General features: G+C 68.7%; 12 protein-coding genes. 9 read left to right on the top strand and 3 right to left on the bottom strand.

The window, feature by feature from the left end; translation table 11 throughout:
• Nucleotides 1-23: 23 nt before the first annotated feature.
• From M4578_RS06565 to M4578_RS06595, 7 genes are all read left to right on the top strand, one after another.
• A complete protein-coding gene (locus M4578_RS06565) occupies nt 24-1,019 on the top strand; it encodes a TAXI family TRAP transporter solute-binding subunit (RefSeq protein ID WP_258092662.1) in 996 nt (331 codons plus the stop codon).
• Nucleotides 1,020-1,136: 117 nt separating this feature from the next.
• Entirely contained in the window at nt 1,137-1,844 is a 708-nt protein-coding gene (locus M4578_RS06570) for an aspartate/glutamate racemase family protein (RefSeq protein WP_258092663.1), read from the top strand.
• A 10-nt stretch (nt 1,845-1,854) separates the two neighbouring features.
• Nucleotides 1,855-3,015, top strand: coding sequence for an NAD(P)/FAD-dependent oxidoreductase (locus M4578_RS06575; RefSeq protein WP_258092664.1), 1,161 nt, complete (start codon nt 1,855-1,857; stop codon nt 3,013-3,015).
• Nucleotides 3,016-3,026: 11 nt separating this feature from the next.
• Nucleotides 3,027-3,332: a (2Fe-2S)-binding protein gene (locus M4578_RS06580; RefSeq protein ID WP_258092665.1), complete on the top strand. Its 306-nt coding sequence runs from the start codon at nt 3,027-3,029 to the stop codon at nt 3,330-3,332.
• Entirely contained in the window at nt 3,329-4,762 is a 1,434-nt protein-coding gene (locus M4578_RS06585) for a (2Fe-2S)-binding protein (protein ID WP_258092666.1), read from the top strand. The genes M4578_RS06580 and M4578_RS06585 overlap by 4 nt, the downstream gene beginning before the upstream one ends.
• Before the next feature lie 112 nt (nt 4,763-4,874).
• Nucleotides 4,875-5,567, top strand: a complete 693-nt coding sequence (locus tag M4578_RS06590; protein ID WP_258092667.1) for a GntR family transcriptional regulator — start codon at nt 4,875-4,877, stop codon at nt 5,565-5,567.
• Between the two features lie 29 nt (nt 5,568-5,596).
• Nucleotides 5,597-6,544, top strand: a complete 948-nt coding sequence (locus M4578_RS06595) for an NAD(P)-dependent oxidoreductase (protein WP_258092668.1) — start codon at nt 5,597-5,599, stop codon at nt 6,542-6,544.
• Nucleotides 6,545-6,553: 9 nt separating this feature from the next.
• On the opposite strand, the gene M4578_RS06600 is transcribed toward M4578_RS06595, so the two are convergent.
• From M4578_RS06600 to M4578_RS06610, 3 genes are read right to left on the bottom strand one after another with little or no spacing between them, the layout of a single operon-like run.
• The gene (locus M4578_RS06600; protein ID WP_258092669.1) at nt 6,554-8,194 is read right to left on the bottom strand and encodes a thiamine pyrophosphate-binding protein; all 1,641 of its coding nucleotides are present in this window, start codon (nt 8,192-8,194) and stop codon (nt 6,554-6,556) included.
• Nucleotides 8,191-9,600 carry an FAD-binding oxidoreductase gene (locus M4578_RS06605; RefSeq protein WP_258092670.1) on the bottom strand — a complete coding sequence of 470 codons (1,410 nt, stop codon included), beginning with the start codon at nt 9,598-9,600 and terminating at the stop codon, nt 8,191-8,193. Before M4578_RS06605 ends, M4578_RS06600 begins: the two co-directional genes overlap by 4 nt.
• A 21-nt stretch (nt 9,601-9,621) precedes the next feature.
• On the bottom strand, nt 9,622-12,039 hold the full coding sequence (locus M4578_RS06610) for a GcvT family protein (protein WP_258092671.1): 2,418 nt from the start codon (nt 12,037-12,039) through the stop codon (nt 9,622-9,624).
• A gap of 402 nt (nt 12,040-12,441) precedes the next feature.
• Between M4578_RS06610 and M4578_RS06615 the strand changes: the two genes are divergently transcribed.
• Nucleotides 12,442-13,281, top strand: a complete 840-nt coding sequence (locus M4578_RS06615; RefSeq protein WP_258092672.1) for an enoyl-CoA hydratase/isomerase family protein — start codon at nt 12,442-12,444, stop codon at nt 13,279-13,281.
• Nucleotides 13,274-15,394 carry an acetate--CoA ligase family protein gene (locus M4578_RS06620; RefSeq protein WP_258092673.1) on the top strand — a complete coding sequence of 707 codons (2,121 nt, stop codon included), beginning with the start codon at nt 13,274-13,276 and terminating at the stop codon, nt 15,392-15,394. Before M4578_RS06615 ends, M4578_RS06620 begins: the two co-directional genes overlap by 8 nt.
• The last annotated feature ends 1 nt before the right edge of the window (nt 15,395 follow it).

A 15,395-nucleotide genomic window follows, 5' to 3' on the forward strand; every position in this document is an offset into this window, starting at 1 on the left:
GAACCCCAACAAGGAGAAACGCGATGACCTTCACCCAAACCCTCAGACAGAACGCCCGCGCGGCGGCCGCTGCCGGCCTGCTGACCCTGTCGCCGCTGTTCGGCGGTGCCGCCCAGGCACAGACCGTAGAGTTCACCGCGGGCTCGCCCGGCGGCTCCTGGTTCACGCAGGTGACCGGCCTGACCTCGATCCTGATGGAAAAGATCCCCGGCCTGTCGATCCGCGTCGTCCCCGGCGGTGGCACCGACAACCCCTCCAAGATCCAGGCGGGGATCAGCCAGATCGGCATGGGGCTCGATTTTCTCTCCAAGGCGGCGATGGACGGCAAGGCGCCTTACGAGGCGCCGATGGACAAGATCCGCACGCTCGGCGGCACCGGGGTCGAGGCCCAGTTCATGGTCTATGCCGACCCCGCCGAAGCCCGCTCGCTGGAGGCGCTGCTGTCGGCCGAGGATGTGAAATGGGGCGTCACCCCCGCCTCGACCTCGGAAAACCTCACCTTTCAGCGCGCGCTCGCCTTCTACGGCAACAGCGAGGACAAGATCCGCGCCGGCGGCGGCGCGGTCTACGTGGCCTCTTATGCCGATCTCGTCTCCGCCTATGGCGACGGACAGATCGACGTGCTCTGGGGCGCCGGCGAGATCCCCTCGGGCGTCGCCGCGCAGGTCGCCAGCGGTCGGCGTGCCGCCAAGCTGCGCGCCTTCCCCGAGCCGCTGATGGCCCATCTCGGCAGCGAATACGGCTATTCCAAAACCGTGATCCCCGCCGGCACCTATCCCGAGATGCAGGACAGCGACCTCACGGTCAGCGGCATGGGCAACATCATCCTGGTCTCGGCCGATCTGCCCGACGATCTGGTCAAGACCATCACCGAGGTCTTCATCTCCGAACATGGCCGTTTCGGCTCGATCTACGCGGCGCTTGGCAATTACGACCCGGCGAAGGCGGCGCTGATCCAGCCGATCCCGATGCATCCCGGCGCGCTTGCGGCTTTCGGAGAGGCCGGCCTGCTCGACTGATCCCCACAGCCGCCGGAGCGCTTGTTGCAGCGCGGCGGCATCGTGTCGGGGGCCCTTCTCCCTTGGGGTCCCCGGCCCCCTCTCCGGCGGAAGAAACGACAGGAAAGACAGAGAGATATGAAGAAAAGCTACTATGGTGTGACGGTCGGAATCCTGATGGTCGAAACCTATTTCCGCCGCTTCGTGGGCGACATCGGCAACGCCGAGACCTGGCCGTTTCCGGTGCAATACAAGGTCGTTCATGGTGCCACGCCCGACAAGATGGGCGCCTTCGACGAACATGACGTGCTCGAACCCTTCCGCCTCGCGGCGATGGAACTGATCGAGGGCGGCTGCACCGCGATCACCACCACCTGCGGCTTTCTCGGCTACTACCAGAAGGATCTGGCCAAGGCGCTGCCGGTGCCGGTGGCGACCTCGGCGCTGCTCCAGGTCCCCATCGTCGAACGGATCATCCAGCCCGACCGGACGGTGGGCGTGCTCACCTATTCGGCGGAAAAACTGACCGGCCCCTATCTCGAAGCCTGCGGCGCGCCCGCCGACAGCCCAGTCTTCGGTATGGATCCGGGCTCGGAGTTCTGCCGCTCGATCCGCGAGGGCGACCCCAGCGTGCCCTACGAGGTCTGGGAACGCGAGGTGGTCGAGACCGCGCGCGCCTTTGCACAAGCGCAGCCCGACCTGGGCGCCATCGTGCTGGAGTGCACCAACCTCACGCCGTTCTCGCATCAGATCTCGCAGGCCACCGGGCTGCCCGTCTTCGACAGCATCAGCCTGGTGAACTGGTTCCGCGCCGGGATCGTGCCCTCGGCCTATCCGCATCGCTGAGCGCATGGAGATGACCGGACTGCCCGACCTGCCCGCCGCCCAGGCGCTGCCCGCCACCGCCGATGTCGCGGTGATCGGCGGCGGGCTGGTGGGGGCCGCCGTCGCCTGGGGTCTGCTGCGGCGCGGGCTGCGCGTCGTGGTGCTTGACGAGGGCGACCTTGCCTATCGTGCCAGCCGGGGGAATTTCGGGCTGGTCTGGGTGCAAGGCAAGGGGCTGGATTTCCCGCCCTACGCCCATCTGACGCGCGATTCCGCGGATGCCTGGCCCGGCTTCGACGCCGCATTGACCGAGGCAAGCGGCGTTTCACCGATGCTGACCCGCGCCGGCGGCTACGGCTTCTGCTTCTCGCAGGCCGAGCTCGACAAGGCCGCCGCCAACATGGCGCGGCTCGCGCAGCAGACCGGCGGGCGCTTTGCCTACCGCATGGTCGGGGCGGAAGAGCTGCGCCGGGAGCTGCCCTGGATCGGGCCGGAGATCCCCGGCGCGGTCCATACCGAACTCGATCGCGGCGCCAACCCGCTGTACCTGCTGCGCGGGCTGCATCTGGCCATCGCGCGCGCCGGCGGGGTGCTTCTGCCCGACCACAAGGTCACCCGCCTTGCCGAAACCGGCGCCGGCTATACGGTCGAGACCAAAGCGGGCACGCTGTCAGCCGGTCAGGTGGTGCTGGCGGCGGGGCTTGGCAATGCCGCGCTGGCACCGATGGTGGGGCTGACCGCGCCGGTGCGTCCGGTGCGCGGGCAGATCCTCGTCACCGAGCGTATTCCGCCCTTTCTGAACGCGGTCACCAGCGTGATCCGGCAGATGCACGAAGGAAGCTGCCTGATCGGCGCCACCAATGAAGAGGCCGGTTACGACACCGGCACCCTGCCCGGCGCCCAGGCGGCGCTGGCCGCGCAGACCTTGCGGCTTGTCCCCGCTCTGGAACATGTGCGCATCGTCCGCTCCTGGGGGGCGCTGCGCGTGATGACACCGGACGGGCTGCCGATCTACGACCGCGCCGGACCCGGCGCCTGGCTGATCACCGTGCATTCCGGCGTGACCCTCGCGCCGATGCATTGCGAGCGGCTCTCCGCCGCCATCGCCCATGGCGCCCTGCCCGAAGCGCTCGCCCCGTTCTCCGCCAGCCGGCTTGCCGCCATGCCCGAAGCGGCGCGCGCGGCGCATTGAAGGACTTCTCGATGTTCAAACGTTCCGACGACCCCGCCTCCGCCCCGGTCCGCTTCACCTTCGACGGGCGGCAGATGACCGCCCGCGCCGGCGACAGCGTCGCCGCCGCGCTGCTGGCGGGCGGGGTCACGCGGTTTCGCGACACCCCGGTCGGCGGCGCGCCCCGCATGGCCTATTGCATGATGGGCGTTTGTTTCGACTGCCTGGTGCGGATCGACGGCATTCCGAACCGCCAGGCCTGCCTGGAACCCGTGACCGAGGGCATGGCGGTCGAACGCCAGCCCGCCCCCGCCGCCACCGGGGGCGAGCTGCGATGAACCGGCTGGACGATCTGCGCCGTCTGCGCCCGCTCTACGATCTGGCGGTGATCGGCGCCGGCCCCGCCGGCATCGCGGCGGCGCGGGTGGCGGCCGAGGCCGGGGCCTCGGTGCTTCTGGCCGATCTCGGCACCGCGCCGGGCGGCCAGATCTGGCGCGGCGTGACGCAGGCTCCCGCGTCGCGGCTGGCCGCGCTCGGGGCGGACTACGCCCGTGGACACGCCGCAATCGCCGCGCTCGATGCGCTGGCGATCGACTACATGCCGCAAACGGCGGTCTGGTCGCTGGCCCCCGGCGGCAGCGGAGGGCTGCCCGAAGATCTCCAGGAACTGGGCCTGCGCGCCCATGGCGCCACGCGGCTGATCCGCGCGCGGCGGGTGGTGCTGGCCACCGGGGCGCTGGAACGGCCGATGCCGCTGGACGGCTGGACGCTGCCGCAGGTGATGACCGCCGGGGCCGGGCAGATCCTGCTCAAGAGCGCGGGTCTGCTGCCCTCCGGCAAAAGCGTGCTGATCGGCTCGGGGCCGCTGCTCTGGCTGCTGGCGGCGCAATATCTGCGTCTCGGGCATCGCCCGCAGATGATCCTCGACACCACGCCTCCCGGGCGGCTGTCCCGCCAGCCCGGCCAGGCGCTGGGATTTCTCGCCACCGGCTATGGCCGCAAGGGGCTGGGGCTGCTGGCGGCGGTGCGCGCACGGGTGCCGCTGCGCAGCGGGGTCACCGGCCTGCGCATCGCACGCGACGAGACCGGCCTGTCCGTGCATTGGGCAGAACATGGCCGGGCGCAGCACCTGCGCACCGATCTTGCGCTCTTGCATCAGGGGGTGATCCCGAACCTGTCGCTGGCGCGCGCGGCGGGATGCGCGATCGCCTGGGATGCCGCGCAGGCGGCCTTCCGGCCGGTCACGGGCGCTGCGGGCCAAAGCTCGCATCCCGGCCTGCGCATCGCCGGCGACGGCGCCGGGATCGCGGGCGCCGAAGCGGCGCTCGCCTCGGGCGAGATCGCCGCCGCCGCCGCGCTGGCCGAGATCGGCCTGCTGCCCGAGGCGCCCCGCCCCGGCGCGGAACGCCGTCTGGCGCGGGCCCTGCGCGGCCGCGGCTTTCTCGACCGCGTCTATACCCCGCCGCCCGAGGCCCGGCGCGCGCAGGGCGCGGCGCTGGCCTGCCGCTGCGAGGAAATCCGCGCCGATACGCTCGACGCGCTGCTGCACGAGATCCCGGTCAGCGGACCCAACCAGCTCAAGAGCCACACCCGCTGCGGGATGGGCCCCTGCCAGGGCCGGATGTGCGGCCCCGGGATCTCGGAAACCCTGGCCGCGCAGCAGGGCCGTCCGGTGGAGGAAATCGGATATTTCCGGCTGCGCAGCCCGGTCACCCCGGTTACGCTGGCGGAACTGGCCCGGCTGGCCGAGCCGGAGGCCGCGGAATGAGCCCGCGCTGCGGCAAAGCGTGGCGGCGCGCGAGACGCTGTCTTGTCAACGGCTTGCCCCGGCGGGCAAGATCCGGGGCGGCGCAGGGAAGCAGCCGGAGGAGAACGGGATCATGCCGGTAAAAAGAACGACACTGGCCGAGCAAATCGTCGAGTTCGTGCGCGACAAGATCAGCCAGAATCTCTATCAGCCCGGCGACAAGCTGACGATTCAGGGGCTCGCCGAAGAGCTGGGCGTGTCGATGACCCCGGTGCGCGAGGCGCTCAAGACGCTGGCGGCGGAACGGCTCATCGAACTGCTGCCGAACCGGGGCGCGGTGATCGCGCGGCCGGATCCCGAAGAGATCACCCAGATGCTCGAGATCTATGCCCGGCTCGACGCGATGGCGGGCGAGATGGCCGCGATGCGCGCTTCCGAGGCCGATGTCGCCGAGCTGCGGGCGCTGGCACGGGCCGTGGATGCCGCGGTCGCCGGCGGCGATCTGGTGGAATATTTCCACGCCAACCAGGATTTCCATCTCGGGATCGCGCGGGTCTCGGGCAACGAGGTTCTGCGCGAGCTGCACCGCAATCTGAACGCCCGGCTCTACCACGTCCGGTTTCGCGGCATCGACCAGACCGCGCCCAATAGCTGGCACAGCCTGGCCGCCGAACATCACGAGATCGTCGATGCTATCGCCGCCCGCGACAGCGCGCGCGCCGCCGATCTTCTGACCGCGCATTTCCGTGGCGCGCGGATCAGCGCCGAAGAGCTGCGGCCCCGCGCGGCAGCCTCGGATCCGCAACCGGCGATGCAGCCCGAGTGACCCTTTTCCAATCCCGACCGGACCAAGACATGACCCAGCCTCCCCTGACCATCGTCAACCAGATCAACGCGGAATTCGGCGCCTTCCTCGCCGGGCTCGACGGCGCCCCCCGCGTGATCGACCAGGCGGGCACCGATCGCCCCTGGGAGCTGCCCGAAGAGACCGATGTGCTTTTCACCCGCGCCCGCGGCTGGCGCGCGGCGCCGGACACGCCGCCGGCGCTGCCCCGGTTGAAATGGGTACAGACCTATTCCGCCGGCATCGAAAACTATCCCGACTGGCTCAAGAACGGGCGCATCGTCACCACAGGGCGGGGCCTGACCTCGCCCCAGATCGCCGAATACGTGCTTGCGGCGATGCTGCGGGTCGAAAAGGATCTCGACAGGCTCCGCGCCCGCTCTCCGGCGGACTGGACGGAAAGCCCGCTCGGCACGCTCGAAGGCAAGACGCTTGGCGTGGTGGGCTATGGCGCCATCGGTCAGGAGGTGGTGCAGCGCGCCGCGGGCTTCGGCATGCGTATCCTCGCCTCGCGCCGCAGCGCCTGGACCAGCCCCGACCCCCGCGTCACCGCCTGCGCCGATGCCCGCGCGGTGGTCGCCGAATCCGACCACCTGGTGCTGGCCCTGCCGCTGACCGACCAGACCCGCCGCTCCTTCGATGCGGAGATGTTCGCGCTTGCCCGTCCCGGCCAGCATCTGGTGAATGTCTCGCGCGGCGGCATCGTCGATCAGGAGGCGCTCATGGCGGCGCTCGACAGCGGCCGGCTCTCCTTTGCCACGCTCGACGTGACCGACCCCGAGCCGCTGCCCGAGGGGCACCCGCTCTGGACCCATCCCAAGGTGCTGCTGACGCCGCATGTCTCCTATATCGGCGGGCCCGAAATGGCGCGGTTCCGGACCAAGACCCGCGACAATCTCAGGGCCTTCCTGGCCGGCACTCCGATGACCGACGTGGTGTCGCTCGATCGGGGCTACTAGGCGCGGCGATCAGCTTGCCGGGATATTGTCGGGATCGAGCCGTAGCTCGATCAGCACCGGCCCCCGGCGGTTCGCGATCAGCGCCTCGGCATCGGCCAGCGCCTCCGGACCGGTCACGCAGACCGCCTCGGCCCCGAGCGCCCGCGCCATGGCGGTGAAATCCGGCGGGGCGGTCATCGACAGCGCGGGGTTCATCGCGCGGTTGGTGAACTGCACATGCTCGGCACCGTAAGAGCCGTCGTTGCAGAGGATCACCACCAGATCGAGCCCGTCGCGCAGCGCCGAGGCAAGCTCTCCGACACCGCCCAGCATGAAGCCGCCATCGCCGGCGACCAGAACCGTGGTCTTGCCCCCGGCCGCATGCGCCGCGCCGAGCGCCTCGGCCAGACCGAGACCGATGGAGCCGAAATGCGCGGTATAGACCAGCGCCTCGGGCGCGGTCACCGGCAGGCAGCGCCAGGCGGTGCTGACGAAGCGGCCCAGATCGGTGACCAGCACCCGGTCGGGCGGCAGTGCCCGGTCGAGCCTGCGCATCGCGGGCAGGTAATCGACGGTGCCGGGGGCGGTTGCGGCGAAAGCGGGCAGCGCCGCCTGTTCCTCGCGCTGGCGGGCAAGCCGGTAGGAAAGATCGGCGTCGGTGTTTCCCGAGGGCGGGATCTCGACCAGATCGAGCAGTTCGACCATGCGCCGCGCGGTCAGCACCGGATCGCCGACCAGCAGCAGCGTCGGCTCGGTCCGCCGGCCGTTCTCGCGCGCGTCGGGCAGGATCTGCACCACCCGGCGCCCGGCGGTGAAGGCGCCCGATTCCGTGGTCTGGCGGCTGAGGCTCGCGCCAAAGGCCACGATACAATCGGATTTCTGGATCTCGTCCACCGCCAGCGGCGTGCTGAGCCCACCGAACACCCCCAGATCGAAGGGCGCGCCATGAAACAGCCCCTGCGCCTTGAGCGTGGTGGCCACCGGCGCCTCGAGCCGTTCGGCCAGCGCCAGCAGCGCCTCGCGCGCCTCGGGGCTGGCCGCGCCCCGCCCCGCCAGGATCAGCGGCCGGCGGGCCGAGGCGATCATCCCCATCGCCTCGTCGAAACTCTCGTCCTCGGCCACCTGATGCCGCAGCGCGGGCGGCGACAGCACCGCCGGCGCCGCCTCGGGCGCCGGCTGCCACATCAGATCGACGCGCATGTTGAACACCACCGGACGCCGCTCCAGCGCCGCCTGCCGGAAGGCGCGGGCCAGATCGGTGGCGGCGGTCTCGGGGCTGCGCATCTCGACAAAACCCGCGCCGGTGGCGGCCACCACCTCGCGCTGGCCGATGCGCTGAAGATGTTCCAGATCGCCCGGCGGGGTATCGCCGCAGAGCAGCACCATGGGGATGCAGCCGCGCACCCCCTCGACCAGCGCGGTGACCACATTGGTCAGCGCCGGACCATGGGTGATCGTGGCCACCCCCACCCGCCCGGACACCTGCGCATAGCCAAGCGCCGCCAGAACCGCATTCGATTCGTGATGACAGGCGACATACTGGCCGCTGTTGCCGCGCTGGAACGCATCGACCAGAAAGAGATTGGCATCGCCGACCAGCCCGAAGAGATGGCGCACCTCATGGGCGGCCAGGGATTGCGCCAAAATCTCGTGGGTGGTCTTGCTGCTCATATCGCTCCGTTCCCGGCCCCGGGGCCGTCTGCTGCCTTTGGAACCGCAAGAATGCGGCCCATGTTCAGGATGCCCTGCGGGTCGAGCGCGGCCTTGAGAGCGCGCATCGTGGCGATCTGCCCCGCGTCGCGCACAAGCGGCAGATGCGCCGCCTTCTTGAGCCCCAGCCCATGCTCGGCCGAGATCGCGCCGCCGTTCTGCGCCGACAGCCGGAACACCGTCTGCGAGACCGCGGCGGGTTCGGTCGTATCGACGATGTAATGCAGGTTGCCGTCGCCCAGATGGCCGAAGGGAAAGATCCGCGCCGCGGGGTCGATGGCCCGGATCGCCGCTTCGGTCGCGGTCAGGAAGGTCTCCAGCCGGGCAAGCGGCAGGCTCACGTCATGGCCGACCGAGTTCGCCAGCGTATAGACGAATTCGCTGCAATTCTCCCGAACGCCCCAAAGCGCAAGAACCTCGTTCAGCGATTGCGACAGGATCACATCGGCGCAATGCCCGGCCTCATAGGCCGCCGCCATCGCCTCTTCGAACCGCGCGGCATCGCCCTCGGCAAAGGCCTGCGCCTCGATCAGCAGGTAAAGCCCCGCCCCGGTGGCCAGCGGCGCGTTGCCAAAGCGTTCGGCCATCGCATCGTAAAGCGGCCCCCAGATCGCCTCGAAAGCCGAGAGCGACGCGCCCAGCGAGCCGCGCAGATGCACCAGCAGCGCCTGGGCCTGCGCCAGCGTGTCCACCGCGCAGAATGCCAGCGTTGCCTCGCGCGGGGCCGGATGCAGAGCCAGCCGCGCGCGGGTGACCACGCCCAGCGTGCCCTCGGAGCCGATGAAGAGCTGCTTGAGATCGTAGCCGGAATTGTCCTTGACCAGCCCGACCATCCCGTCGAGCACCGTGCCGTCGGCCAGCACCGCCTCGACCCCCAGCACCTGCGCCCGCATCATGCCGTAGCGCAGCACGCGGATGCCGCCGGCATTAGTGGCGATCATGCCGCCGAGGGTGGCGGTGCCCCGCGCGCCCAGATCGACACCAAAGAACAGCCCCGCCGCCTCGGCCCGCTCCTGAAGGCGCTGCAACGGAACCCCGGCCCCCGCGACGATGGAGGCGGTCAGCGGATCGGGCTCTTCGAGATCGGTCAGCCGTTCGAGCGACAGCACGATTTCGCCGGGCTGCGGGCAGGCCCCGCCGGCCAGCCCCGTCCGTCCGCCCTGCACCACGACCCGTTGCCCGGCATCGTGGCACAGCCGCAGCGCATCGGAGACGTCCATGGTGTCTCGCGGCCGCAGGATCAGCGCCGGCGGCGTTCCGGTATCTCCGGTCTCATCGCTCAGATAGCGGGCCAGATCGGGGCGGTAGGCCAGAACCGCCTCGGCCCCCAGAGCGGCCTCGAGCAATTGGCGCAGATGCTGCGGCACGATACGGATCTCCTTGCGCTGTCAGGGTTTCAACGGCCCTTTGAGCACAAGCGTCACCGGATAGCGACGGCCCGCAACCTCGATTTCCGCCACGGTCCCGTCGCGCGCCTTGGCGTCGCCCCCGTCGAGCGCGATATAGGCCTGCCCGACCGGTTTCCCGGCATGATGGGCAAAGCCCGCCGAGGTGGTCCGCCCGATGATCTTGCCGTCGAGATAGATCGGCTCGTTGCCGAGCATGAGCAGATCGGGGGTCTCGCACGCCACGATCATGCGGCGGGTTTCGCGCGGCTTGGCCTTGGTCGCTGCGGCGGCGTCGCGGCCGATGAAGGCGGCCTCCTTGTCGAAATTCACGAGGAACCCGAGACCCGCCGAGAACGGATCGTCGTCCGGCCCGATGTCGTGGCCCCAGACGCAGAACCCCTGCTCCAGTCGCAGATCGTTGAGCGCATGCGACCCCGCCTCGACCAGCCCCAGCGCGGCCCCCTCGTCCATCAGCCGGTCGTAGATCGGCAGCGCGCATTCGGTGGGGATGAAAAGCTCATAGCCCTCACCCCCGCCATAGGACATATGCACCGCGATGGCATGGGTGCCGCCCGCGTCTATGCGCTTGAATGCGAAGGGCGCAAGCGCGTCGGGGGTGAAGCCTGCCGGGCTGATCCTTGCCACCAGCTCGGGGCTTTGGGGGCCGATGAGGCCGATCACCGACCAGGCGCTGGTGACATCGGCAAGCGTCACGCAATCCTCGCCGATATGGCGGCGCAGCCAGTCCATATCACGCACCACCTGCGAGGTGCCGGTGCAGACGAGCCAGCTTTCGGGGCCCATGCGCATCAGCACGATGTCGCTTTCGATCCCGCCGCGCTTGTTCAGCATGAGCGTATAGACCGCCCGCCCGTCGCGCGCGATATCGCTGCTGCACATACGTTGCAGGAAGGCTTCGGCATCGCGGCCCTGCACCAGAATCTTGCCAAGGCTGGTACGGTCGAACAGCGCCACGCCCTCGCGCGCCGCCAGATGCTCGCGCTGCACGCAGTCGAACCACGCCGGGCGCCCGAAGGTCAGCTCGGCGGGCGTCTCCTGTCCCGGCAGCGAGAACCAGGACGGGCGTTCCCAGCCGTTGCGGCCCTCGAAATGCGCGCCATGCGCCTGCTGGCGGGCGTGGAACGGGCTGAGCCGCAGGTTGCGGCTGCTTTGCCGCTCGCGGCCCGGGTAGCCGATGGCATAATGCAGCGACAGGCTTTCAGCGGCGCGGTCGCGCAGCGTTTCCAGATTGTTCCAGAACGGGCTGAAGCGGCGCACATCGACGGAGCCGAGATCCATGGTCGCCTCGCCGTCGATCATCCATTCGGCCAGCGCCCGGCCGACACCGCCGCCCGAGGCCATGCCCACCGAGTTCATGCCGCAGGCGACAAAGAAGTTCTGAAGCTGCGGCACCTCGCCGATCATGAACCGGTCGTCGGGCGTCCAGCTTTCGGGCCCGTTGATAAGCTGCCGGACGCCGACCTTTTCCAGCGCCGGAATCCGCGCCAGCGCGCTTTGCATCACTGGCTCGAAATGGTCCCAATCCTCGTTCAGCAGATCGAAGGAGAAATCCGCCGGCAGCCGGTCCATGCCCACCGGCACGGCGTTGGGCTCGAAACAGCCGATGAGCAGACCGCCCACCTCTTCGCGGATATAGATATTGTTGTCGTGATCGCCGAGGATCGGCATGGTCGGGCTCATGCCCGGCACCGCCTCGGTGATCATCGCGTAATGTTCGCAGGCGTGCAGCGGCAGGTCGATGCCCAGCATCGCCGCCACGTCGCGGCTCCAGAGCCCGGCGCATAGCGCAACCTGCTCGCAGGCGATGTCGCCCGCGCTGGTCTTGACGCCGGAGATGCGCCCGTTGGTGGTCGTGAACCCGGTGACGCGCGTATCCTCGAAGACCTTCACCCCGCGCGCGGTGGCGCCCTTGATCAGCGCCGCGCAGGTGTCGGTCGGGTTCACCCGCCCGTCGAGCGGCGACCAAACACCCCCGATCACATCGTCGAGCTGCGCCACCGGCCACAGCTCGCGCACCTTGTCGGCGGTGACCTCGAAAGCGTCGATACCGAAGTAATTCGCCAGCGTCGCCTGCCGGGTGATGTGCTGCAAACGGTCGGGGTTGGTGGCAATGGAGAGGCTGCCGCATTGCTTCCAGCCGCTCTCTTGCCCGGTCTCGGCACCCAGCGAGGAATACAGCTCGACGCTGTAGCGCGCGAGCGTCGTCAGGCTCACGGTCGAGCGGAGCTGCCGGACCATCGCCGCCGAATGCCAGGTGGTGCCGCTGGTGATCTTGGATCGCTCGATCAGCACGACATCGCGCTTGCCGTATTTCGCCAGGTGATAGGCCACCGAGCAACCGATGATGCCGCCGCCGATAACGACGACCGAAGCCTCTTCGGGAAGGGTTCCGGACATGGATCTTTCTCCTTCGCCACGCCGCCCCGAGGGATTCGGACAGATATGGAACAAGTTTTCCCAAGAAGGACATCAGTGGAGATAATGTGTCAATATCGAAGACCCGGAAAATCCCGAAACCGTCGAAATTGCGGGCGAATCCAGCAAGATGAAAACGACGATAAAATTTGAAGTTTTCGATATAATAATTTGAAATATAATGATAAAATTCCATGCATCCGCTGCGCGTCGCGCTGTCATTTTGGAGTCTATTTTTTCATCAATCTTTGATATTGAAAATTATGTTCCACTATGGCTAGCATGGCGCACAATCCCTGGAGCGCCTGCCAGATCGGGCGCATTCTGACCCGGGCGGCACAGGTGCCTGCCCGGCAGCGATCAACACGAAGTGGAGACGAGACAATGGCCGGCACAGGGCTTTACGACGCGGACAGGTGGCAGGATATTCTGGTGCGCAAGGACGGCCCGGTGGCCTGGATCACGCTGAACCGCCCGAACAAGGCGAATTGCGTGCGCCCGCAGATGCAGGACGAGCTGTCCCAGGCACTGGCCGAGGTCAACGAAGACCGCGAGGTCCTGACGGTGATCCTCGACGCGGTGGGCGACAAGGTGTTCTCGGCGGGGTTCGACATGTCCGAACAGCACCGCCCGGAATCCTCGCGCGACTGGGACGACCTGACCCGCGCCAGCGCCGGGGTCTGCATGCAGATCTGGGATATGGACAAGCCGGTGATCTGCGCCGTGCAGGGCCATGCCATCGCCTTCGGCTGCCTGCTGGCGCTGATCTGCGACATCACCATCGCCACCCCCGACGCCTTTTTCAGCGAGCCGGAAATCCGCCACGGCACGCTGACGCCGATGATCATCATGCCCTGGCTCACCCATATGAAGGCGGTGCACGAGTTCTACTACACCGGCGACGCGCTGTCCGCGCAGCGCGCGCTGGAGCTCGGCCTCATCAACCGCATCGTGCCCAATGACGAACTGGCCGCCGCCGCCGAAAAGATGGCCCGGCGCATCGCCAACGCCCCCGCCTATACGCTGCTCATGTCCAAGCGCGCGCTGCGCCAGGCCTATGAGATCATGGGCTTCCGCGGCATCCAGAACGGCCACCGCTACATGGACACCTATCTGCTCGACTCCCATGGCGACCCCAAGAAGGACGCGATGAAGCAGGTGCGCAAGGAACAGGGGCTCAAGGCCTTTCTCGAGATGCGCGACGGGCCCTACCGCGATGAGTGAGACGCAGGCGCATCCGCTCGACGCGCTGATGGCCCCGGCCTCGATCGCCGTGATCGGGGCCTCGCCGCGCGGCAATCGCGGCACGGTCATCCTGCGCAACATCCGCGAGCGGGGGTTCGAGGGCGCGCTTTACGCGATCAACCCGAAATACGGTGAGATCGAGGGCGTGCCCTGCTTTCCCTCGATCTCGGCCCTGCCGACAAAGCCCGATTTCCTCGCCATCGCCCTGCCCGCCGCCGCCTCGGTCGCGGCGCTGCGCGAGGCGGCGGCGGCGGGCATTCCCGCAGGGCTGATGATCGCCGGCGGTTTTGCCGAAGGCTCGGGCATCGGCGCCGATCTGCAAGCCGAGGCGCAACAGATCGCGCGCGACGCGGGCATGAAGATCTGCGGCCCCAACTGCTATGGCATCGTCAACGTGACCACCGGCGCCGCCCCCTATTCCGGCGGCATCGTCGAGCCGCTGACCCGCGGCAATGTGGGCTTTGTGCTGCAATCGGGCGCGCTGACCCATGCGCTGCACGACACGCTGGTGGGCCGTGGCCCTGGCATCAGCGCCATCGTCACCTCGGGCAACGAGGCGGTGGTGGAGCTGGCCGAATACGTCGACTGGCTGCTCGACGACCCCAACACCGACGTCATTGCCCTGTTCATCGAGGGGCTGAAGAACCCGGCCCGTTTCGCCGAAGTGGCGGAAAAGGCGCTGCGGCTCGGCAAACCCATCGTGGCGCTCAAGGCCGGGCGCACCGAGCGCGGCCAGCGCGCGACGCTTGCGCATACCGGCTCGGTCGCCGGATCGGATGCGGCCTATGAGGGGCTCTTCTGCAAGCTCGGCGTGATCCGCGCCGAAGACATCGACGACATGCGCGAGACGCTGGTGCTGCTCGCCTCCGGGCAGCGCCCGGTGGGCGACGGCGTGGCCATCGCCTCGATCTCGGGCGGCATCACCACGATGCTCACCGATCTGGCCGAGACCTGCGGGCTGAACACGCCCGCCCCCTCTGCCGAGACGCAGGCGAAACTCGCCGCCGCGCTGCCGGATTTCGGCATCGCCAACAACCCGCTCGACACCACCGGCGTGCTGGCGGAAAATCCCGCGATCCTCGCCGCCGTGGCCGAGGCGTTCCTGTCCGATCCGCAGGTCGGCTGTTTCGCGCTGGCGCTGAACACGCCGCTCGGCACCGAGGGCCACCGCATCCGCGCGCGCATGATGGCCGAGGCGCAGGCGGGCATCGACAAGCCGCTAGTCTGTTTCTCGGTCACCTCTTACGGGGTCGATCCGGACGTGGTGCAGACATTGGGCGAACAGCGCATCCCGATGCTCATGGGCGCGCGCGAAACCGTGCTGGCGCTGTCGCGCTGGGTCTGGTTCGAGGAACGCCGCCGCGCCTTTGCCGCCGACCGGGGCCGCCTGGCCGCCGGCAAGGGACAAAGCCTTGCCCTGCCCGCGGGCGAGACGGTGCTGGCCGAACGCGAAGCCACAGCGCTTCTGCAAGATTATGGCATGAGTTTCACCCCGCAGGGCGCCGCCACCGAGGCCGAGGCCGCCGCAACGCTGGCGGAGAATCTCGGCTTCCCCGTGGTGCTCAAGATCGACTCCCCCGACATCGCCCACAAGACCGAGGCGGGCGGCGTCAAGCTGGGGCTGCGCGATGCAGGCGAGGTGAAAGCCGCCTTTGCCGAGATCATGACAAGCGCGGCCGCCTATGATGCAAAAGCGCGGATCGACGGGGTGCTGGTGCAGAAGATGGCCCCCAAGGGCTTCGAAGTGCTGCTGGGGCTGACCCGGCACGGCGCCTTCGGACTTCAGATGGCGGTGGGCATCGGCGGCACCTTTGTCGAGATCCTGCGGCAAGTAGCCCTGCGCCCCCTGCCCGTCTCGCGGGCCGATGCCGAGGAGATGGTGGATGAAACCCTTTTGGGCGACCTGCTGGGCGGCTTCCGGGGCTCGGGCCCTTATGATCGCGCGGCGCTGATCGAGGCCATTCTGGCGCTGTCCGATGCCGCCTGCGATCTGGGCGACCGGCTCGACGAGCTGGACGTGAACCCGCTGCTGGTGCTGCCCGAGGGTCAGGGCGTCATGGCGCTCGACGCGCTGATCGTGCTGGGCAACTGAG

Source organism: Salipiger pentaromativorans, assembly GCF_024721115.1.
Classification (GTDB): domain Bacteria; phylum Pseudomonadota; class Alphaproteobacteria; order Rhodobacterales; family Rhodobacteraceae; genus Salipiger; species Salipiger pentaromativorans.

Bases quoted from the DNA above. Each gene is read 5' to 3' on its own strand.
- M4578_RS06570 (WP_258092663.1), top strand. From the start codon at position 1,137: ATGAAGAAAAGCTACTATGGTGTGACGGTCGGAATCCTGATGGTCGAA.
- M4578_RS06590 (WP_258092667.1), top strand. From the start codon at position 4,875: ATGCCGGTAAAAAGAACGACACTGGCCGAGCAAATCGTCGAGTTCGTG.
- M4578_RS06610 (WP_258092671.1), bottom strand. From the start codon at position 12,039: ATGTCCGGAACCCTTCCCGAAGAGGCTTCGGTCGTCGTTATCGGCGGC.
- M4578_RS06620 (WP_258092673.1), top strand. From the start codon at position 13,274: ATGAGTGAGACGCAGGCGCATCCGCTCGACGCGCTGATGGCCCCGGCC.
- M4578_RS06580 (WP_258092665.1), top strand. From the start codon at position 3,027: ATGTTCAAACGTTCCGACGACCCCGCCTCCGCCCCGGTCCGCTTCACC.
- M4578_RS06585 (WP_258092666.1), top strand. From the start codon at position 3,329: ATGAACCGGCTGGACGATCTGCGCCGTCTGCGCCCGCTCTACGATCTG.
- M4578_RS06600 (WP_258092669.1), bottom strand. From the start codon at position 8,194: ATGAGCAGCAAGACCACCCACGAGATTTTGGCGCAATCCCTGGCCGCC.
- M4578_RS06575 (WP_258092664.1), top strand. From the start codon at position 1,855: ATGACCGGACTGCCCGACCTGCCCGCCGCCCAGGCGCTGCCCGCCACC.
- M4578_RS06565 (WP_258092662.1), top strand. From the start codon at position 24: ATGACCTTCACCCAAACCCTCAGACAGAACGCCCGCGCGGCGGCCGCT.
- M4578_RS06615 (WP_258092672.1), top strand. From the start codon at position 12,442: ATGGCCGGCACAGGGCTTTACGACGCGGACAGGTGGCAGGATATTCTG.
- M4578_RS06595 (WP_258092668.1), top strand. From the start codon at position 5,597: ATGACCCAGCCTCCCCTGACCATCGTCAACCAGATCAACGCGGAATTC.